Consider the following 20,601-nt stretch of genomic DNA (forward strand, 5'->3'; position numbering starts at 1 on the left):
GTAGCGGACGGGGATCTATCCGAAGCTTAGCTCAAGCCGCCGCCAGGGCGCGCTCGAGGAAATCCAGCCGGTCCTGGCCCCAGAAGGGCTGGCCGTCATGGACGTACCACGGCGCGCCGAATACGCCGGCCGAAATCGCGTCCTGGGTGTTCTGCGCATAGGCCGCCTGCACCGACTGCGCCTCGCTGGCCTTGAGCAGGCTGGCGCCGTCCAAGCCGGCCTCGTCGGCGATCTGCGCCAGCGTGGCGGCATCGGCGATATTGCGCTGCTGCGCCCAGACTGCCGCGCCAATGGCGCCGGTCAGCTGCATCGCGCGGGCGGTGCCGTGCGCCAGCTGCGCGGCGATGATCAGCTTGCTGGCCGCGTCGCCCGATACCGGGAAGAACGTCGGCTGCGGATGCAGCGGCAGGTCCAGGAATTCGCTCCAGCGCGCCAGCTCCACCAGGCGGTAGGCCTGGCGCTGGGGCGGGCGCTGCGACAGCGGCAGCCCGCCGGAGACGGAAAACACCTTACCCAGGTCGCACGGCTTCAGGTTCACCTGCGCGCCATGGCGTTCGGCGATGGCGGCAAAGCGCGCATGGCCCAGGTAGACGAACGGCGACTGCGGCGTCAGGTAATAGTCAACCAGCTTGCTCATTTCGGTTCCGCAACAGGATTGGCAACAACAGACCGGGCGCCAGGCTCAGAACGGCTTGACGACCACCAGGATCACCACCGCCAGCAGCACCAGCACCGGCAGCTCATTGAACCAGCGATAAAACTTGTGCGAGCGCGTATTGCGCCCCGCCTCGAACTTGCGCAGCAGCACGCCGCAGCCGTGGTGGTAGCCGATCAGCACCAGCACCAGCGCCAGCTTGGCATGCATCCAGCCCTGCCCCGCGCCGCGGCCGATGCCGTAGCCCAGGTACAGCCACAGCCCGAACACCACCGCCGGCACCGCCAGCATGGTCATGAAGCGAAACAGCTTGCGCGCCATCAGCAACAGGCGCTGTGTGCTGGCGGCGTCGGTTTCCATGGCCAGGTTGACGAAGATGCGCGGCAGGTAGAACAGGCCGGCGAACCACGAGACCACGAAGACAATATGCAGCGCTTTGACCCAGAGCATCGGCAGAGAGACGTTCGAGAACGATTGTTATTGTTGTTGGCGCGCGAGCGTCAGGTGCGGATCTCGCCGTGCCCGAATACCACGTACTTCAGCGACGTCAGCCCTTCCAGCCCGACCGGGCCGCGTGCATGCAGCTTGTCGTTGGAGATGCCGATTTCCGCGCCCAGGCCGTACTCGAAGCCATCGGCAAAGCGCGTCGAGGCATTGATCATCACGCTGGCCGAATCGACCTCGCGGATAAAGCGCATGCCCGCCGAGTAGTTCTCGGTGATGATCGAATCGGTATGGTGCGAGCCGTATTCGTTGATATGGGCGACGGCCTCGTCCAGTCCGGCCACGGTCTTGATGGCGAGGATCGGGGCCAGGTATTCCAGGCGCCAGTCTTCCTCCGCGGCATCGACCAGGCCGGTGAAGCCCGCCGCTTCCAGCGTGGCGCGGGTGGCCGGGCACACGCGCAGTTCGACGCCCTTCTCCTGGTAGATGCGGCACAGCGGCGGCAGCGCGGCGGCGGCGATGTCCTGCGACACCAGCAGCGTCTCCATGGTGTTGCACGGCGCATAGCGCTGCGTCTTGGCGTTGTCGCAGACGCGCACGGCCTTGTCCAGGTCGGCAGCGGCGTCGATATAGACGTGGCAGATGCCGTCCAGGTGCTTGATCATCGGCACGCGCGCTTCTTCCATCAGCCGCGCGATCAGGCTCTTGCCGCCGCGCGGCACGATCACGTCGACGTATTCGGTCATCGTGATCAGCCGGCCCACGGCAGCGCGGTCAGTAGTCTCGATCACCTGCACCGCCTCGGACGGCAGCCCGGCCGCGGACAGGCCCTCGGCCACCAGCGCCGCCAGCGCGGTGTTGGATTCGATTGCTTCGGAACCGCCGCGCAGGATGGTGGCGTTGCCCGACTTCAGGCACAGCGCCGCGGCGTCGATGGTCACGTTCGGGCGCGACTCGTAGATGATGCCGATCACGCCCAGCGGCACGCGCATCTGGCCGACCTGGATGCCGGTCGGGCGGAACTTCATGTTCGAGATCTCGCCGATCGGGTCGGCCAGGGCGGCGATCTGCTCCAGGCCCGCGGCCATGGTGGCGATGGCCTTGTCCGACAGCGTCAGGCGATCGATAAAGGCGGCGTCCTGGCCGTTGGCGCGGGCGCGTTCAACGTCACGCGCGTTGACCGCCTTGAGCTTGTCGGCATCGCGGCGGATGGCAGCGGCGATGGTCAGCAGCGCGCGGTTCTTGTCGGCCGTGGAGGCACGCGCCATGGCGCGCGACGCGGCGCGGGCCTGGCGGCCGACGCGGTCCATGTATTGGTTGAGGTCGAGCTCGTTCATGTCAGTGGCCCTGGGGTGGTGGCCGTCAGTGTGTTTTCCGTCCCCCCGCCGCACGCGGCGGGGGAAGCAAACCTGTGGAGTTGCGCGTTCAGCGCGCGATCATCAGGGCAAGCTGCTGCAGCCCGTCCCATGGTTCCGCCGGCAGCGGGCTGCCGCCCGGTGGCGGCAGGTCCGACAGGCCCTTGACCTGGCGGTCCAGCCGCGCCGCCAGCGCCAGCGCCGCGTCCAGCCTTGGCTGCGCCAGGCGCTGCGCGGCCTGCGGCACCAGCCGCTCGCGCGGGCCCCAGACGCGCAGCTCGCGCATCAGCACGCCCGCCGGCTTGCCGGCCGCCAGCCCTTGCCGGACCTTGGATAATACGCGAATTTCCTCGGTCAGCGCCCACAGCACCAGCACTGTGGCCTCGCCCTCGCCGCGCAGCCCTTCGAGCATGCGCACCAGCCGCGGCACGTCGCCAGAAAGCATCGATTCAGACAGCTTGAAGACGTCGTAGCGGGCCACGTTCAGTACCGCATCGTGCACCTGGTCGAAGGTGAGTTCGCCGGGCGGGTACAACAGCCCCAGCTTCTGGATTTCCTGGTGCGCCGCCAGCAGGTTGCCCTCGACCTTGTCGGCGATAAACTGCAGCGAACGCCGGCCAGGCTCGCCGCCCTCGACGCGCTGCTGCTGCAGCGATAGCCGCTCGCCGACCCAGGCCGGCAGCCGGGTGCGGTCCACGGAGTCGACCTTGATCGACACGCCGGCGCCTTCCAGCGCCTGGAACCAGGCCGACTTGGACGCGGCAAAATCCAGCCGCGGCAGCGTCACCAGCAGCACCACGTCGGGCGACGGCTGGGCGGCCACGGCGCGCAGCGCCTCGCCGCCGTCCTTGCCGGGCTTGCCCGACGGGATGCGGAGTTCAACGATCTTGCGGTCGCCGAATAGCGACATCGACTGCTGCGCCTCGACCAGCTGGCCCCAGTGGAAGCCGCGCTCGGCCACCAGCACGTCGCGCTCGGAGAAGCCGGCTTCGCGCGCCGCGGCGCGCAGGCGGTCGACGGCCTCCAGCACCAGCAGGTGTTCGTCGCCGTGCACCACGTACAGCGGCGCCAGGCCCTTGGCCTTCGCCTGCCGCAGGTGTGCGTCGAGCCCGTCGAGCTTGAGCTGCATGCCGTGATCAGATGGCCTTGACGGCGGCCAGCCGGCGCATCAGCTGCTGCACGATATCGCGTTGCATGTCGCGGTACAGCTGCTGCTCTTCGTAGTCCTTGGCCAGCGTGTTGGCTTCGTTGTAGGTCAGGTCGCGCGTCAGCACCAGCTGCGACGGCGGGATCAGTTCCTTGCCGGCGGCGTCGCGCAGGCGGAAGGTGAAGCGCTGTGTCAGGCGGTATTCGCGCACCACGCCGGTGGTGGTGATCGACAAGATCGACTTGGTGCGGGTGTCCTGCAGCACGTCCAGCAGCGCGTCGGCCTCCTTCTGGTCGACCACCACCTGGGTGTCGGAGCCGCCGTGGATGGCGCGGCGCAGGTCCGCGCCCATCAGCGAATTGGCCGGAATCCCGATATAGAGCCGCTTGAAGGCGAAATCCGAGTTGCCGCGCATGTGGAAGCCGCAGCCGGCCAGCAGGCCTGTTGCCGGCACTGCCAGCATTGCCGCGAGCACCTTGCGGCGCCCCATGTTCAGTCGCTTCATTCTTGGCGATTCCTTGTCAGGTTCCGAGACCAGCTTACAACACCACGTTGACCAGGCGGCCGGGCACCACCACGATCTTCTTCGGCGCCTTGCCCTCGGCGAACTTGGCCACGGTCTCGCTGGCGGCGGCGGTTGCCTCGATGGCGGCGCGGTCGGCGTCGGCGGGCACGGTGATGCTGCCGCGCACCTTGCCGTTGATCTGCAGCACCAGTTCGATCTCGCTGCGCACCAGCGCGGCTTCATCGACCTGCGGCCACGGGGCGTCGAGCAGGTCGCCGGCTTCGGCGGCGTAGCCCAGCTGGTCCCACAGGCCGTGGGTGACGTGCGGCACCACCGGGTACAGCACGCGCAGCAGGATGCCGAAGCACTCGCGGCGCGCGGCCGGCGAAGCGGTCTTGGCGTCGTCCAGCGCGTTCAGCATCTTCATCGTGGCGGACACCACGGTGTTGTACTGGATGCGCTGGTAGTCGTAGTTGGCCTGCTTGAGCACGCCGTGGATCTCGCGGCGCAGCTCGGCGTCATCGGCAGTCGGCGTGCCGCCGGCGCCGTCGCGGATGGCCGCGGCATTGGCATAGCCGTAGTTCCACACGCGGCGCAGGAAGCGCGAGGCGCCCTCCACGCCCGAGCCGCTCCATTCCAGCTGCTGCTCCGGCGGCGCGGCGAACATCACAAAGAGGCGCGCGGTGTCGGCGCCGTACTGGTCGATCAGCGCCTGCGGGTCGATGCCGTTGTTCTTGGACTTCGACATCTTCTCGACGCCGCCGATCACCACCGGCTGGCCGTCGGCGATCAGCGTGGCGCCCACCGGGCGGCCGCGCTCGTCGGTGCGCAGGTCGACCTCGGCCGGGTTGTACCAGTGCTTCTTGCCCGAGGCGTCTTCGCGGTAGTAGGTCTCGTTGAGCACCATGCCCTGCGTCAGCAGGTTGGTGAAGGGCTCGTCGAACTTGACCAGGCCCAGGTCGCGCATGACCTTGGTCCAGAAGCGTGCGTACAGCAGGTGCAGGATCGCGTGCTCGATGCCGCCGATGTACTGGTCCATCGGCATCCAGTAATCGTTGCGCGCATCGACCATGGTGGCCGCGTCCGGGCAGGTATAGCGCATGTAGTACCAGCACGAGTCGATGAAGGTATCCATCGTGTCGGTCTCGCGGCGCGCCGGCTTGCCGCACGACGGGCAGGTGCACTGCAGGAAGCGTGCATCCTTGGCCAGCGGGTTGCCGGTGCCGTCCGGCACCAGGTCTTCGGGCAGCACCACCGGCAGGTCTTTCTCAGGGACCGGCACCACGCCGCAGCTGTCGCAGTGGATCAGAGGGATCGGCGTGCCCCAGTAGCGCTGGCGCGAGATGCCCCAGTCGCGCAGGCGCCAGGTCACTTTCTTCTCGCCGATGCCCTTGGCGCCCAGGTCGGCGGCAATGGCTTCGACCGCGGCCTGGTAGCCGAGGCCGTCATACTTGCCGCTGTGGATGCAGGTGCCGTTTTCCTTGTCGCCGTACCATTCCTGCCAGGCTTCGGTCGAGTAAGGCTGGCCCTTCACGTCGATGACTTGCTTGATCGGCAGCTTGTACTTGAGCGCGAAGGCGAAGTCGCGCTCATCGTGCGCGGGCACGCCCATCACGGCGCCGTCGCCATAGCTCATCAGCACGTAGTTGCCGACCCACACGTCGACCTTCTCGCCGGTCAGCGGGTGCACCACCTGCAGGCCGGTCGGCATGCCCTTCTTCTCCATGGTCGCCATGTCGGCTTCCATGACCGAGCCGTGCTTGCATTCGTCGATGAAGGCAGCCAGTTCGGGGTTGTTCAGTGCGGCGTGCGTGGCCAGCGGGTGCTCGGCGGCGACCGCGCAGAAGGTCACGCCCATGATGGTGTCGGCGCGCGTGGTGAACACGTACAGCTTGCCGTCATTGATCGGCTTGCCGTCCTCGCCCGGGATGTCGTGCGGAAACGCAAAGCGCACGCCCACGCTCTTGCCGATCCAGTTCTGCTGCATCACCTTGACGCGCTCGGGCCAGCCCAGCTGGTCCAGGTCGCCCAGCAGTTCCTCCGCATACTCGGTGATGCGCAGGTAGTACATCGGGATCTCGCGCTTTTCCACCACCGCGCCCGAACGCCAGCCGCGGCCGTCGATGACCTGCTCGTTGGCCAGCACGGTCTGGTCGACCGGGTCCCAGTTGACGGTGCCGGTCTTGCGGTAGGCGATGCCCTTTTCCAGCATCTTCAGGAACAGCCACTGGTTCCAGCGGTAGTAGTCCGGGCTGCAGGTGGCGACTTCGCGCGACCAGTCGATCGCCAGGCCCATCGACTGCATCTGCTTCTTCATGTAAGCGATGTTGTCGTAGGTCCAGGCCGCCGGCGCCACGCCGTTGTTCAGCGCGGCGTTCTCGGCCGGCATGCCGAAGGCGTCCCAGCCCATCGGCATCAGCACGTTGTTGCCGTTCATGCGCAGGTAGCGCGCCATCACGTCGTTGATGGTGTAGTTGCGCACGTGGCCCATGTGCAGCTTGCCCGACGGATACGGCAGCATCGAGCAGGCGTAGAACTTGGGCTTTTCCTTGCCGTCGGCCCCGGCCGCATGCTCCGACACGCGATAGGCGTCGATGGCTTGCCAGTGCTGCTGGGCGGCTTGTTCAACGGCGGAAGGAAGGTATTTGTCTTGCATGGTCGGGACAGCAGTCAGGACAACGTTTGCGCGGCAACTGGCCTGCCGGCATCCGGGGGAATCGTTGGAATGAGAGCAGCGGGCGCGCCGCTTGCGCGGCGCCCGCCGGGCGTGCAATGCGAAAGAAGACGATTATAACCGTGGCGGCAGGCCAGTTTCGGCCCTGCGCGCCCCGCCGCGCCTTACTTCAGGCCCAGCACGTCCTGCATGTCGAACAGGCCGTTGGGCTTGTCGGCCAGGAAACGGGCGGCGCGCACGGCACCGTCGGCATACGACTGGCGGCTGGACGACTTGTGGCTGATCTCAATGCGCTCGCCGATGCCGGCGAACATCACGGTGTGGTCGCCGACGATATCGCCGCCGCGCACGGTGGCAAAACCGATCGAGTTGGGGTCGCGCTCGCCGGTGTGGCCTTCGCGGGCATAGACGGCGCAGGTCTTGAGGTCACGGCCAAGCGCATCGGCAATCACTTCACCCATCTTCAGCGCGGTGCCCGAGGGGGCGTCGACCTTGAAGCGGTGGTGCGCCTCGATCACTTCGATGTCATAGCCGGTCGACAGCAGCCTGGCGGCCACTTCCAGCAGCTTGAAGGTGGCGTTGACGCCGACGCTGAAGTTGGCGGCAAAGACGATGCCGATCGACCTGGCGGCCTCGGCCAGCGCGGCCTTGCCGGCCTCGTCGAAGCCGGTGGTGCCGATCACCATCTTCACGCCCAGTTTCTTAGCCGCGGCCACGTGGGCCAGCGTGCCTTCGGGGCGGGTGAAGTCGATCAGGCAGTCCGCGCCGGCCAGCACCGCTTCCACATCGGCGCTGATCGCCACGCCGGTCTGGCGGCCCAGCAGCAGGCCGGCGTCCTGGCCCAGCGCCGGCGAGCCCGGCACGTCGAGCGCGCCCGCCAGGCTCACGCCCTCGGTGTTCAGCACGTGTTCGATCAGCATGCGGCCCATGCGGCCCGATGCGCCTGCAATGGCGATGTTCATGGTGTCTGGCTCAGCGGAATATGCGCAATGCGCGGAAAGTGATCGAGCCGGCCATGCTTGGCCGGCCCGGAAAACTGAGGGCGCGCCGCCGCCGGCGCGCCGTGTGGCGGATCAGTTGGCGGCCGGCTTGGGGGCCTCGGCCGGCGCGGTGGCCTGGGCCGGCGATGCCGCAGCGGCGGGTGCCGCTTCCGGCTGCTGTGCCTGCCGCGGCACAAAGTTCTCCACCGTGGTCTGCGGTTCGGCCGGTGCGGCCGCGGTGGCTGGCGCGCCAGTGGAGATCTTGCCCGGCGTCTGGTCCTTCAACGCCTTTTTCATGCCGTCGATCTCGGCAATCAGCTCATACTCGGACGGCAGTTCATCGCCGCTGAATTTGACCAGCCGGTCGCCTTCAAAATACACCGTATAGCGGCGCTGCTGCACCACCGGGGTATTGCCGCGGCGGAACGAGAACACGTAGTCCCAGCGGTCGGCGTGGAACACGTCATTCAGCAGCGGCGTGCCGAGCAGGAACTTGACCTGGTCGCGCGTCATGCCTTCGCGCAGTTGCGACACGGCCTCGCGCGAGACGAAATTGCCCTGCACGATGTTGATCCGGTACGGCGTAATGGCGTTGGCTACCTTGCGCGAGGTGGAATCGTAGGCTGAGCAGGCGCCGGCCAGCAGGGCCGCGGCCAGCAGGGAGACAACCAGCGTCGGGCGCATGGCGGACGAACGGATAGAACGCATGTATCTCGCTTCCGGGAGGGAAAGAAAAGTACCGCGGCAAGGTACCGCAAGGCGGGCACAAAAACGGCGCAAAATGCGCCGATTGCACCACACACGCCTGTTGCGCCTGCCGCGACAACCACATGGGACGGCAACTGTGCCGGGCGCGTGATGCCGACTTGGGACATCACTACCGCGAGCGACTTTTGCTGCCAAAACCCTTATGATTCAACTATTCAGTCATTGTACTCTAGGGAGTCACCCACATGCCGAGTCCGGCGGACCTCAAGAACATCGGCCTGAAGGCGACCGTGCCCAGGCTGAAGATTCTTGAAATTTTTCAGACCAGTGAACAGCGGCACCTGAGCGCGGAAGACGTCTACCGTATCCTGCTGAACGAGCATATGGATATCGGCCTGGCAACCGTCTACCGCGTGCTGACCCAGTTCGAGCAGGCAGGCCTGCTCTCGCGCAACAACTTTGAATCCGGCAAGGCGATTTTCGAACTCAACGAAGGCAAGCACCATGATCACCTGGTGTGCCTCGACTGCGGCCGCGTCGAGGAGTTCTTCGACTCTGAAATCGAGCACCGCCAGCAAAGCATCGCGCGCGAGCGCGGCTTTACGCTGCAGGAACATGCACTGTCGCTGTACGGCAATTGCACCAAAACAGACTGTCCCCACAGACCCAAACGATAAGCCTGCACGCTCCCCAGCGGAGCGCAGACGGCAACAAAAAACCGGCGCCTGGCGCCGGTTTTTTGTTTGGGCTGCTCGCCGCAGGATGCTGCTGCTCAGGGCGCCTGCAGGTCTTGCAGGTCCTGTTCGGTCACCACCCGTGCCGGGCGTGCCGGCGGCAGGCCGACGAACTCGCCCACCACCTGGCGGAACAGGCTGCGCGCCCACACCAGCATCGGATGGGTGTTGCGGCTGCGGTGCCAGAACATGTTCAGGCCGAGCGTGGTGTTCAGTTCCGCCGGCAGCGGGAACGCCTTCAGGCCATAGGTCTCGCAGGCCATGTCCTTGGTCAGCGCATTGACGGTGAAGATCATGTCGGTCTGCGAGGCCAGTTCGGCCTGGGCACGCCATGAATGTACCGTCAGCGTCGCATTGCGCTTGAGCCCGCGCTGCTGCAGCGCGTAGTCGAGCGGGATCAGCGACGGCGCCGGGCGGCCGGCGCCGCCGGAATGCGCCATGAAGATATGGCCGCAATCCAGGTATTGCTCCAGCGAGCAGTGGTTCTTGAGCACCGGATGGCTCTTGCGCGCGCAAACCCACAGGTTCAGCGACGTCACCATCTCCTCGACGATTTCCGGGTGGCGGGTCGGGAACGGGGAAAAGGCCAAGTCAAGCTCGTTGGCGCGCATCGAGGCGACGTCCGTTTCCCACGAATGGGATTCGACCAGCTTGATATGCAGGTCCGGCGCCAGCTGCTTGATGCGCAGCACAAAACGGTTGAATACCGTGTCGCCCAGCTCGGCGGCAAAGCCGATGCTCAGCGTGCCGGTGGCAATGGCCGGATCGAAATTGTCGGCATCACCCTCGTTGATCGACGACCACAAGTCCAGCATGTCGCGGATCTTCGGGCCCAGTTCCAGCGCACGCGGCGTTGGCGTCAGGCCGTGCGGGACGCGGATGAAGAGGGGATCGTCAAAGATTTCACGCAGCCTGCCCAGCGAGTGCGATACGGCCGGAGCGGTCATATGCATCTTTTCCGCGACATAAGTGGCGTTTCGCTTGCTCAGTAGTTCGGTGAAGATCACTAAAAGCTTCGTGTCTACGTTCACCATGATCAGGCCTCGGTCAGATTATTCTTAGCTAGATGGCCCCACCACTTGCACTGGCTGCACATCAGATTTCAACGGCGTCTTAATAGTGTAAGAGGAAAAAACAAGCTCGGAAAGCAAATTCGGCATTTCTAAAATGGCCGTCTACGACATAATTCTGAAAAATTGCGCGTTTTTTCCACTAATGACCGCATTTGTGGACATTTCCCGCGCTGCAGCATCCATCAGTGCATCGGCGTATAGTGGGTCCGCCGCTTCCATTTTTATCATTCTTTTCCGACGGCTCGATCCCGGCCATCATGCCTGAACATTTCCGCCTCCCCGTACCACTCCCGAAAGCCTACCGCTTGCTGAACCACGGCCCCACCGTGCTGGTCAGCGCCGCCGCCGCCGGCAAGCGCAATATCATGGCCGCCGCCTGGGCCATGCCGCTGGACTTTTCCCCGCCCAAGGTGGCAGTGGTGCTGGACAAGAGCACCTGGACCCGGCGCCTGCTGGAAGACAGCGGCGAGTTCGTGCTGCAGGTCCCGACCGTCAGCCAGGTCGACCTGACCGAGGCGCTGGGCTCCAGCTCCGGCCTAGCGCTGATGGAGCAGGAAGGCACCGACAAGTTCGACGCCTACGGCCTGGGCACCTTTGCCGGCACGGTGGTCGGCGCGCCGCTGCTGGACGGCTGCGCGGCCTGGCTGGAATGCCGGCTGCTGCCGGAACCGGCCACGCAGCAGACCTACGACCTGTTCCTTGGCGAAGTCGTGGCCGCGCACGCCGACGCGCGCGTGTTCAGCAACGGGCGCTGGCATTTCGACGGCCATGATGCGCTGCGCACCATCCACCATGTGGCTGGCGGCCATTTCCTGGTGGACGGCGACGCAGTCGACGCGCGCCCGCTGGCCCCCCGCCCGGCTGCCTGAACATCACTGCGCCGGAAAATGAAAAACGCGCCCGAAGGCGCGTTTTTCTTGACTGCGGTAGCTGCCGGATTACTTGGCCGCGACGCGGACCATTTCCAGCACCTTGTTCGAGTAGCCCCACTCGTTGTCGTACCAGCTCACGACCTTGATGAAGGTGCCGTCCAGCGCGATGCCGGCTTCAGCGTCGAAGATCGAGGTGCGGGCATCGCCGCGGAAGTCGGTGGCGACGACCTTGTCTTCGGTGTAGCCCAGCACGCCCTTGAGCGCGCCCTGGCTCTGGGCCTTCATCTCGGCGCAGATTTCTTCGTACGTCGCCGACTTTTCCAGCTCGACGGTCAGGTCAACCACGGACACGTCCGAGGTCGGCACGCGGAACGACATGCCGGTCAGCTTCTTGTTCAGCTGCGGAATCACCACGCCCACGGCCTTGGCAGCGCCGGTCGACGACGGGATGATGTTCTCCAGGATGCCGCGGCCGCCGCGCCAGTCCTTGTTGGACGGGCCGTCAACGGTCTTCTGGGTGGCGGTGGCAGCGTGCACGGTGGTCATCAGGCCGCGCTTGATGCCCCACTTGTCGTTCAGCACCTTGGCCACCGGTGCCAGGCAGTTGGTGGTGCAGCTGGCGTTGGAGATGATCGCCTCGCCCTTGTACGACTCGTGGTTCACGCCGTACACGAACATCGGGGTGTCGTCCTTGGACGGGGCCGACATGATCACCTTCTTGGCACCCGCGTCGAGGTGCTTCTGCGCGCCTTCCTTGGTCAGGAAGATGCCGGTCGACTCGACCACCACGTCGGCGCCGATCTCGCCCCACTTCAGCTCGGCCGGATCCTTGACCGCGGTCAGGCGGATCTTCTTGCCGTTGACGACCAGGGTGTTGCCGTCGACCGACACTTCGCCGTCGAAGCGGCCGTGCACCGAGTCGTACTTCAGCATGTACGCCAGGTAGTCGGGCTCCAGCAGGTCGTTGATGCCAACGACTTCGATGTCCTTGAAGTTGGCGACTGCGGCGCGGAACACCATGCGTCCGATGCGGCCGAAGCCGTTGATGCCGATCTTGATGGTCATGACTGTCTCTCCTGAGGATCGATTGAAACCTGTGGGCGCCGCTGCTGCCGCGCGGCGCACCACGCGGCTCCAGCGCCCGGATGCTTAGATAAGGGTGTCCTTCACCGTGCGGACCACGTTGTCGACGGTAAAGCCGAAGTGCTTGAACAGCACGCCGGCCGGGGCCGATTCACCGAAGGTGTCGATGCCCACCACCGCCTGGACCTGGTACTTCCACCAGAAGTCCGTCACGCCCGCCTCGACCGCCACGCGCGGCACGCCGGCCGGCAGCACGCTGGCCTTGTAGGCGGTGTCCTGCTTGTCGAACACGGTGGTGGCCGGGACCGAGACCACGCGCACATGCACGCCTTCGGTAGCCAGTGCGTCAGCGGCGCCAACGGCCAGGCCCACTTCGGAGCCGGTGGCCAGGATCACGGCGTCCGGACGCTTGGTCTTGGGGTTGACGCTGTCGCGCAGCACGTAGCCGCCGCGCGCGATGTTGGCACGGGTGGTTTCGTCGCGGCGCTGGAACGGCAGGTTCTGGCGGCTGAAGATCAGGCAGCTCGGTCCGTTCTCGCGGCGGATCGACTCGGCCCAGGCCACGGCGGTCTCGGTGGTGTCGGCGGTGCGCCAGACGTCCATGTTCGGGATCAGGCGCAGGCTGGCGACGTGCTCGATCGACTGGTGGGTCGGGCCGTCTTCGCCCAGGCCGATCGAGTCATGGGTGAACACGAACAGCGAGCGGATCTTCATCAGCGCCGCCATGCGCAGCGCGTTGCGGCTGTAGTCCGAGAAGGTCAGGAAGGTGGCGCCGTAGGGAATGTAGCCACCATGCAGCGTGATGCCGTTCATGATGGCGCTCATGCCGAACTCGCGCACGCCGTAGTTGATATGGTTGCCCCAGGCATCCACGCGCACGGCCTGGCTGCCCGACCAGTTGGTCAGGTTCGAGCCGGTCAGGTCGGCCGAGCCGCCGAGGAACTCGGGCAGCACCGGGCCGAAGGCCTCGATGGTGTTCTGGCTGGCCTTGCGGGTGGCGATGGTCTCGGCCTTTTCCTCGCACTTGGCGATGAATGCTTCGACGGCGGCGTCGAACGAACCCGGCAGCTCGCCTTTCATGCGGCGGCGGAACTCGCCGGCCTCATACGGGTGGCGCTCGGCGTAGGCATCGAACAGCGCGTTCCAGGCACGCTCCAGCGCCTGGCCATTGGCCTTGGCGTCCCAGGTGTCGTAGACCGCGGCCGGCACTTCGAACGGGGCGTGGGCCCAGCCCAGCGCCTCGCGCGTGGCCAGCACTTCGGCGCCGCCCAGCGGGGCGCCGTGCACGTCGTGGCCGCCTTCCTTATTGGGCGCGCCCTTGCCGATCTTGGTGCGGCAGCAGATCAGGGTCGGCTTGTCGCTGGCCTTGGCCTGCGAGATCGCCATGTCGACGGCGGTCACGTCATGGCCGTCGATGCCGCGGATCACGTTCCAGCCATAGGCTTCGAAACGCTTCGGGGTATCGTCGTTGAACCAGTGCACCACGTCGCCGTCGATCGAGATGCCATTGTCATCCCACAGCGCGATCAGCTTGTTGAGCTTCAGCGTGCCGGCCAGCGAGCTGGCTTCGTGCGAGATGCCTTCCATCAGGCAACCGTCGCCGAGGAAGACATAGGTGTGGTGGTTGACGATGTCGAAGCCGGGGCGGTTGAATTCTTCGCCCAGCAGGCGTTCGGCCAGCGCCATGCCGACGGCATTGGTGATGCCCTGGCCGAGCGGGCCGGTGGTGGTTTCCACGCCCGGGGTGATGCCGTATTCCGGGTGGCCGGCGGTCTTGCTGTGCAGCTGGCGGAAATTCTTCAGCTCTTCGACCGGCAGGTCGTAGCCGGTCAGGTGCAGCAGCGCATAGATCAGCATCGAGCCGTGGCCGTTGGACAGCACGAAGCGGTCGCGGTCGGCCCACTGGGGGTTGCTCGGGTTGTGCTTCAGGTGCCGGCCCCACAGCGCCACGGCGATGTCTGCCATGCCCATCGGCGCACCGGGGTGGCCGGAATTGGCCTGCTGGACGGCGTCCATGGCAAGCACGCGGATGGCGTCGGCCATCAGCTTGGCGGGCTGGGAAGCAAAAGGACTTGTGGCGGGATGGGCAAGGGCGGACATTCTGGCGGATTCGGGCGTGAGCCTGACGGCAGGAAAACCGCAATTTTAGCAGAAGCTAGGGGGTTTTCCGGACTCCCGGACAGCGCCTGCGGCGCAGCGAGGGCGATCACCGCAAGCCCCATGCGCCCCCCGCCCCCGGTCATCGGAACTATCCGGCCACGGACATGCCTGATGCTTCACCCCAACCAGCCCGGCCGGCCGCTGCGCCGCACTTCGACAGCGTAGCGCGGCACGCGTAAGATGCACTCTCGCACCGCGCGGCACGCCAGCCGCGCCGGGTTTCCCGCACTCAGGAGACGATCATGACCAGACCGGCCAACACCCCCTGGCTCACCCCCTACCTGACCGTCGCCAACGGGCGCGCCGCACTGGACTTCTACAGCCGAGCCTTCGGCTTCGCCGCCGGCAACGTGGTCGACGAAAACGGCGTGCCGACCCATGCCGAGATGCACTACCAGGGCCAGCTGGTGGTGATGTTCGCGCCCGAGGGCGCCTGGGGCAGCACCGCGCGCACGCCGCGCTCGCTGGGCGTCGAGTGCCCGCAGACCTTCTATGTCTATTGCGACGATGTCGACGCCATGCACCAGCGCGCGGTCGACGCCGGCGCGGTCAGCCTGATGGCGCCGGCCGACCAGTTCTGGGGCGACCGCTATTGCATGGTCGAAGATCCCGACGGCTACCGCTGGGGCTTCGGCAAACCGCTGGACCAGGCAGCAGGCCAGGCAAGCTGATGGCACCTCGCTTCTTCGTCGGCGGCACAGACACCGTCCTGGCCGCCGAGTCCGATTTCCCGCTGCCCGAGCCGGTGGTGCGCCACGCGCAGGTGCTGCGCCTGGTGCCGGGCGACGCCATGACGCTGTTCGACGGCCGCGGCGGCAGCCACGCGGCCACGCTGGTCGAGCTGGGCAAGCGCCACGCGCTGGCGCGCATCGGCGCGCATGACGCGGCCGAAGCCGAGCCGCCCTTCCGCGTCACGCTGGCGCAGGGCCTGGCCGGCGGCGACAAGATGGACTGGCTGATCGAAAAGGCGGTCGAACTGGGCGTCACGGCAATCCAGCCGCTGCAGGCCAGCCGCTCGGTGGTGCGCCTGTCGGGCGAGCGCGCGCACAAGCGCCACGCGCACTGGCAGGCACTGGTGCAGGCCGCCTGCGAGCAATGCGGACGCAACCGCTTGCCGGAGGTTGCGCCGGTCGCTAACTTTGAAACATGGCTGGCGCAGTCCGCGGCTGGCGGTGCCAGGCTGCTGGTATCGCCGCGCGCCACGTACTCGCTGCCGGCGTTCATCGCCGAACAACGCGAAGCCTTGCTGGCCGGCGGCGTCACGCTGCTGATCGGCCCCGAAGGCGGCCTGGCGCCCGAGGAGGAGCAGGCGGCAAGGCAAGCGGGTTTCACCGGCGTGTCGCTCGGCCCCCGCATCCTGCGTACTGAAACCGCCGGGCTGGCATGCCTGGCAACCCTTAATGCCTTGCTTGGCGGATTCTGACGGCGGCGGCCATCCGGTCATCGCGTCAACCTTGCAACCCTGACTGAAAGGAGTCGACCATGGGACTACTCGATAGCGTGCTGGGCGGTGTGCTCGGACAACTCGGCGGCGCGCGCGGCGAGGCTGGCGATACCGGCGGCGGGCTCGACCCCAAGCTGATGATGGCGCTCGGCCTGCTGGCAACGCTGGCCATGCGCGGCCGCGGGCAAGCCGGCGGCGGCGCGGGCGATGCGCCGGCGGCCGATGATGGACTGGGTGGCCTGGGCAGCCTCGGCGGGCTGCTGGGCGGCATGCTCGGCGGCGGCGGTGCCGGCGCGGCGCCCGGCGGCGCCACCGGCGGCCTGGATCTTGGCTCGTTGCTCGGCGGCCTGCTTGGCGGCCAGGGTGGCGCGCCGGCCAACAGCCAGGCGCTGGGTGCGGCCGCCGGCGGCATCGGCGCGCTGCAGCAGATCCTGGCGCAGGCCGGGCTGGGCGAGCAGGTGAACTCGTGGATCGGCAGCGGCGCCAACCAGCCGGTCACGCCGTCGGCGCTGAGCAGCGCGCTGGGCGACACCGGCGCGCTCGAATCGCTGGCACAGACCACCGGCATGTCGCAGGACGACGTGGCCGCGCAACTGAGCGAAGGGCTGCCGGAGCTGATCGACCGGCTCACGCCACATGGGCATCTGCCGGCGCAGGAGTAAGGCCAGCACCTCGCCGGAAAGCAAAAAGCCCGCTGATGCGGGCTTCTTGCTTGCTATACCGTGGAACGGCCAGGCCAGCGCAATCAGGCGAACGAATAAAACACCCGGAACTGCACCTTGCGCTCGCCCCAGAACTCGGCGGCGTCGCGGAATACGTCGAGCAGCACCTCGCGCCCTTCCTTGTCGAACTTCTGCGCAATCGGCAGGCCTTCCAGCACGATCACAAAGCCCGGCTGCGGGCCGGCCTTGTAGATCATGTCGGTCAGGCAGTCAGCCAGCGCGTCGAAGTTCTTGCCGAAGTGCTTCGGGAAGGTGAACGACGTGGCGATGGTTTCCAGGATCTCGGCCTTGCTCGCGCAATGGGCGCAATTGGCATAGAGGAAATGCTGCCCGAGATCGGCGGCCGCCTGGGCCAGCTCAGGCACGCGGAAGGCGCGGATCGACTGGACGATGTTCGGACGCACCGTCTTGAACAGATTCATGGCCCCCTCGCTGGTGCCGTCATTCCAACCGGGACCGGCGGGCATGGCCACGGGCGCGGTCGCGGGCGGGAGTTTTTGCATGAGCTCCTGGCTCGGCATCATCAGCACGTTGTCGTATAGGTTCTGGGCCTGCTGCTGAGCCCGCTGCCAGCCATCTCCGGCGCCGCGCTCTTCGCGGGCGGCAAGGGCGTCGCCCAATCCGAAAATGTCAGTCATCATTTGAGTATCCGTTTGAAGCTGTTGTAGTGATCTTCCGTGTAGTAACAATCGTTGGCAGCGCGTTGTTCCCCGCCGCAGACGATCCGCTTGGCTCCCCGGTTCCGGCTCCTGGCGCTCTTGACCGTGTATTCGCGGTAATACCCGCGTTCACGTTGCGGCAGGATGCGCTCGTAATTGCCGAATCTCGATCCGTCCTTGTCATACAGGAACGGGCCGCCGGCTTCGATGCGCTCCAGGGTCTGCCGTGCATCGTTGGGCAACTGCTGCACTGCAATGGTTCCCATCCCTTCGGTCTGCACCTGCCGCGCCAGTGTCGGCTGCGCCAGGGCCAGCACCAGCGCCGCGCCGGTCATGGACCGGGCCAGCATGCGCGTTGCGTGCCGCATCAGAGAAACTTGGAAACCCACGTTGCTTGTCTTGGTTGAACCGGAAATCGAGCCTGCCGCTGGTTGGGTAGACGATCTATCTGTCCGGGCCACCCTGGCCAGCGCCCTGCGCTACCCGTAGAGGAGCGCGATGGATGCCGGCCGTACCGGGGCGCTCATGGCGAGCGCCTGTATCAAAGGCGTAAGGTTACGCGCATGCACGAAATTAAGCAATCCCGGCCCGGCGGCACCGATAATTCTTCAATTGTTTCAATATGTTAAGCGTATGTGTGCGCATACTAACCATGCATATATGGATGCAAAAAAAGCCGGGCGAACCCGGCTTTTCGTCACAATGGCCTGCTACCGGCCATGCAACCGGCGCTACCAGGCGGTTTAGCGCTTGGCAGCGGCGTCCACCACGACCAGCGAGGTCATGTTGACGATGCGGCGCACCGTGGCCGACGGCGTCAGGATGTGCACCGGCGCCTTCACGCCCAGCAGGATCGGCCCGATCGCGACGTTGTTGCCCGCAGCAACCTTGAGCAGGTTGTACGAGATATTGGCCGCGTCGATGTTCGGGCACACCAGCAGGTTGGCTTCGCCCTTGAGCGCGCCGTCCGGCACCAGCTGGTCGCGCAGCTTCTGGTCGAGCGCGCTGTCGCCGTGCATTTCGCCGTCGATCTCCAGGTCCGGGGCGCGATCACGCAGGATGGCGAGGGTTTCGCGCATCTTGCGGGCCGAAGGCGCTTCGGACGAACCGAAGTTCGAATGCGACAGCAGCGCGATCTTGGGCTCGATGCCGAAGCGCTTCAGTTCCTCGGCGGCCATCAGCGTGATCTGGGCCAGTTCTTCGGCGGTCGGGTCGACGTTGACGTGCGTATCCACCAGGAAGATCTGGCGGCCCGGCAGCACCAAGCCGTTCATCGCCGCGTAGACCTTGTTGGTGCCGCCCAGCACCTGGTCGATATAGCGCAGGTGCGCCGCAGTGTTGCTGACGGTGCCGCAGATCATGCCGTCGGCCTCGCCCTTCTTGACCAGCATGGCGCCGATCAGCGTGGTGCGGCGGCGCAGCTCCAGCTTGGCGTACTCGGGCGTGATGCCCTCGCGCGCCATCATGCGGTAGTAGGCGTCGGAGTAGTCGCGGAAGCGCTCGTCGTGCTCGGGGTTGACCACGGTGAAGTCCACGCCGGCGCGCAGGCGCAGGCCGAAGCGCTCGATGCGGTGCTGCAGCACGGCCGGGCGGCCGATCAGGATCGGGTTGGCCAGCTTTTCGTCAACGATCACCTGCACCGCGCGTAGCACGCGCTCTTGCTCGCCTTCAGCGAAGACGATGCGCTTCGTCTCCATCTCGACCTTGCGCGCGGCGGCGTAGATCGGCTTCATCAGCGTGCCCGAGTGGTACACGAACTGCTGCAGCTGCAGGCGGTAGGCGTCCATGTCCTCGATCGGACGGGCGGCCACGCCGGACTTCATCGCGGCCTCGGCCACGGCCGGCGCCACCTTGACGATCAGGCGCGGGTCGAACGGCTTCGGAATCAGGTACTCGGGGCCGAACGACAGGTCCTGGATGCCATAGGCAGTGGCGACGATGTCGCTCTGCTCCTGGCGTGCCAGCTCGGCCAGCGCATTGGCCGCGGCGATTTCCATCTCACGCGTGATGGTGGTGGCGCCGCAGTCCAGCGCCCCGCGGAAGATGAACGGGAAGCACAGGACGTTATTGACCTGGTTCGGGTAGTCGGTACGGCCGGTGGCCATCACCGCGTCCGGGCGCACTTCCTTGACCAGCTCCGGCGCGATTTCCGGGTTCGGGTTGGCCAGGGCCAGCACCAGCGGCTTGTCGGCCATGCGCTGGACCATGTCCTGCTTGAGCACGCCAGCGGCGGACAGGCCCAGGAAGATGTCGGCGCCGTCGATCACTTCGGCCAGCTTGCGCTTGTCGGTCTTCTGGCAGAAGCGCGCCTTTTCCGGGTCCATCAGCTCGGTACGGCCTTCGTAGACCACGCCGGCCAGGTCCGTCACCCAGATGTTCTCGATGGGCAGGCCGATATCGACCAGCAGGTCCAAGCAGGCCAGCGCGGCCGCGCCGGCGCCCGAGGCTACCAGCTTGACCTTCTTGATGTCCTTGCCGACCACCTTCAGGCCGTTGATGATGGCCGCGGACACCACGATGGCGGTGCCGTGCTGGTCATCGTGGAAGACGGGGATCTTCATCTTCTCGCGCAGCTTGCGCTCGACGTAGAAGCACTCCGGTGCCTTGATGTCTTCCAGGTTGATGCCGCCGAAGGTGGGCTCCAGCGCGGCAATGATCTGGACCAGCTTCTCCGGGTCCTTTTCGTCGACCTCGATATCGAACACGTCGATACCGGCAAACTTCTTGAACAGGCCAGCCTTGCCTTCCATCACCGGCTTGGAAGCCGCGGCGCCAATGTCGCCCAGGCCCAGCACGGCGGTGCCGTTGGTGATCACCGCGACCAGGTTGCCGCGGGCGGTGTAGCGGAAGGAGTTGGCCGGATCGGAAACGATCTCTTCACAAGCGGCGGCCACGCCCGGCGAATAGGCCAGGGCCAGGTCGCGCTGGTTCGACAGCGGCTTGGTCGGCGTGACCGAGATCTTGCCGGGGGTGGGAAACTCGTGGTACTCGAGCGCCGCTTTGCGCAGCGCCTCACGCTGCTGCTGTTTCAGATCGTCTTGGGACGGGGACTGCTGAGGGCTGGTCATCGGCGCATCTTCCAATCGGTGGAGCCGTCATTGACGAGGCAGGGGACGATCGGCGGACCGGCTCCACGTGCCCGCCCTTCTCTTCCTTTGGAACCCAGCATTTTATATAGTGAAATACTATTTCACAATAAGCGTTTTGCTTGGGGCACCTTTGCGATTCGGTACAATATGCCCCATCCTCCGGGGCAATACCAGCAAGCGTAGCGCCTGCCCGCAGAAGTGGCGCACCGCGTGGCGGTCATGGCTGTCGAGCGCGGCAGTATCTTGCTGAAATGCCGAGCGCACCCCATCCTGACGCGCTGCGCCGGCGCCGAGGGA

At 66.1% G+C, this 20,601-nt stretch carries 19 protein-coding genes; 5 read left to right on the forward strand and 14 right to left on the reverse strand.

The window, feature by feature from the left end; translation table 11 throughout:
• Positions 1–31: 31 nt before the first annotated feature.
• From CNE_RS15085 to CNE_RS15120, 8 genes are all read right to left on the reverse strand, one after another.
• Positions 32–637, reverse strand: a complete 606-nt coding sequence (locus CNE_RS15085; RefSeq protein ID WP_013957962.1) for a 2-hydroxychromene-2-carboxylate isomerase — start codon at positions 635–637, stop codon at positions 32–34.
• Positions 638–682: 45 nt separating this feature from the next.
• The gene (locus tag CNE_RS15090) at positions 683–1,105 is read right to left on the reverse strand and encodes a CopD family protein (RefSeq protein WP_013957963.1); all 423 of its coding nucleotides are present in this window, start codon (positions 1,103–1,105) and stop codon (positions 683–685) included.
• Positions 1,106–1,155: 50 nt separating this feature from the next.
• Positions 1,156–2,436 (reverse strand): glutamate-5-semialdehyde dehydrogenase, encoded by a 1,281-nt coding sequence (locus CNE_RS15095; RefSeq protein ID WP_013957964.1) that lies wholly within the window; start codon positions 2,434–2,436, stop codon positions 1,156–1,158.
• Between the two features lie 88 nt (positions 2,437–2,524).
• Positions 2,525–3,583: a DNA polymerase III subunit delta gene (gene holA / locus CNE_RS15100; RefSeq protein WP_013957965.1), complete on the reverse strand. Its 1,059-nt coding sequence runs from the start codon at positions 3,581–3,583 to the stop codon at positions 2,525–2,527.
• Positions 3,584–3,590: 7 nt separating this feature from the next.
• On the reverse strand, positions 3,591–4,106 hold the full coding sequence (locus tag CNE_RS15105; RefSeq protein ID WP_013957966.1) for an LPS-assembly lipoprotein LptE: 516 nt from the start codon (positions 4,104–4,106) through the stop codon (positions 3,591–3,593).
• 34 nt (positions 4,107–4,140) lie between these two features.
• Positions 4,141–6,762: a leucine--tRNA ligase gene (leuS, locus tag CNE_RS15110; protein WP_013957967.1), complete on the reverse strand. Its 2,622-nt coding sequence runs from the start codon at positions 6,760–6,762 to the stop codon at positions 4,141–4,143.
• Positions 6,763–6,944: 182 nt separating this feature from the next.
• Positions 6,945–7,742 carry a 4-hydroxy-tetrahydrodipicolinate reductase gene (gene dapB, locus CNE_RS15115; protein WP_013957968.1) on the reverse strand — a complete coding sequence of 266 codons (798 nt, stop codon included), beginning with the start codon at positions 7,740–7,742 and terminating at the stop codon, positions 6,945–6,947.
• 111 nt (positions 7,743–7,853) lie between these two features.
• Positions 7,854–8,468: an outer membrane protein assembly factor BamE gene (locus CNE_RS15120; protein ID WP_013957969.1), complete on the reverse strand. Its 615-nt coding sequence runs from the start codon at positions 8,466–8,468 to the stop codon at positions 7,854–7,856.
• A gap of 245 nt (positions 8,469–8,713) precedes the next feature.
• Between CNE_RS15120 and fur the strand changes: the two genes are divergently transcribed.
• Positions 8,714–9,145: a ferric iron uptake transcriptional regulator gene (gene fur, locus CNE_RS15125; RefSeq protein WP_010813212.1), complete on the forward strand. Its 432-nt coding sequence runs from the start codon at positions 8,714–8,716 to the stop codon at positions 9,143–9,145.
• 95 nt (positions 9,146–9,240) lie between these two features.
• On the opposite strand, the gene CNE_RS15130 is transcribed toward fur, so the two are convergent.
• Positions 9,241–10,236 (reverse strand): LysR family transcriptional regulator, encoded by a 996-nt coding sequence (locus tag CNE_RS15130; protein WP_013957970.1) that lies wholly within the window; start codon positions 10,234–10,236, stop codon positions 9,241–9,243.
• Between the two features lie 296 nt (positions 10,237–10,532).
• On the opposite strand from CNE_RS15130, the gene CNE_RS15135 reads away from it, so the two are divergent.
• Complete coding sequence (locus CNE_RS15135; protein ID WP_013957971.1) at positions 10,533–11,144, forward strand: flavin reductase family protein; 612 nt, start codon at positions 10,533–10,535, stop codon at positions 11,142–11,144.
• Positions 11,145–11,213: 69 nt separating this feature from the next.
• Here the strand turns inward: CNE_RS15135 and gap are convergent, their stop codons facing one another.
• Positions 11,214–12,212, reverse strand: coding sequence for a type I glyceraldehyde-3-phosphate dehydrogenase (gene gap, locus CNE_RS15140; RefSeq protein ID WP_010813209.1), 999 nt, complete (start codon positions 12,210–12,212; stop codon positions 11,214–11,216).
• 84 nt (positions 12,213–12,296) lie between these two features.
• Positions 12,297–14,330: a transketolase gene (gene tkt, locus CNE_RS15145; protein ID WP_013957972.1), complete on the reverse strand. Its 2,034-nt coding sequence runs from the start codon at positions 14,328–14,330 to the stop codon at positions 12,297–12,299.
• 302 nt (positions 14,331–14,632) lie between these two features.
• On the opposite strand from tkt, the gene CNE_RS15150 reads away from it, so the two are divergent.
• Genes CNE_RS15150 through CNE_RS15160 form a run of 3 tightly spaced genes read left to right on the forward strand, consistent with a single transcriptional unit; the run spans position 14,633 to position 16,496 of the window.
• Positions 14,633–15,061, forward strand: a complete 429-nt coding sequence (locus CNE_RS15150) for a VOC family protein (RefSeq protein ID WP_013957973.1) — start codon at positions 14,633–14,635, stop codon at positions 15,059–15,061.
• Positions 15,061–15,813, forward strand: a complete 753-nt coding sequence (locus CNE_RS15155) for a 16S rRNA (uracil(1498)-N(3))-methyltransferase (protein WP_013957974.1) — start codon at positions 15,061–15,063, stop codon at positions 15,811–15,813. Before CNE_RS15150 ends, CNE_RS15155 begins: the two co-directional genes overlap by 1 nt.
• A gap of 59 nt (positions 15,814–15,872) precedes the next feature.
• A complete protein-coding gene (locus tag CNE_RS15160) occupies positions 15,873–16,496 on the forward strand; it encodes a YidB family protein (RefSeq protein WP_013957975.1) in 624 nt (207 codons plus the stop codon).
• 83 nt (positions 16,497–16,579) lie between these two features.
• On the opposite strand, the gene CNE_RS15165 is transcribed toward CNE_RS15160, so the two are convergent.
• From CNE_RS15165 to CNE_RS15175, 3 genes are all read right to left on the reverse strand, one after another.
• The gene (locus CNE_RS15165) at positions 16,580–17,197 is read right to left on the reverse strand and encodes a barstar family protein (RefSeq protein WP_013957976.1); all 618 of its coding nucleotides are present in this window, start codon (positions 17,195–17,197) and stop codon (positions 16,580–16,582) included.
• Entirely contained in the window at positions 17,194–17,565 is a 372-nt protein-coding gene (locus CNE_RS15170) for a ribonuclease domain-containing protein (RefSeq protein WP_011616017.1), read from the reverse strand. Before CNE_RS15170 ends, CNE_RS15165 begins: the two co-directional genes overlap by 4 nt.
• A 393-nt stretch (positions 17,566–17,958) precedes the next feature.
• The gene (locus CNE_RS15175) at positions 17,959–20,283 is read right to left on the reverse strand and encodes an NADP-dependent malic enzyme (protein ID WP_013957978.1); all 2,325 of its coding nucleotides are present in this window, start codon (positions 20,281–20,283) and stop codon (positions 17,959–17,961) included.
• Positions 20,284–20,601: the final 318 nt, after the last annotated feature.

Source organism: Cupriavidus necator N-1, assembly GCF_000219215.1.
Lineage (GTDB): Bacteria > Pseudomonadota > Gammaproteobacteria > Burkholderiales > Burkholderiaceae > Cupriavidus > Cupriavidus necator.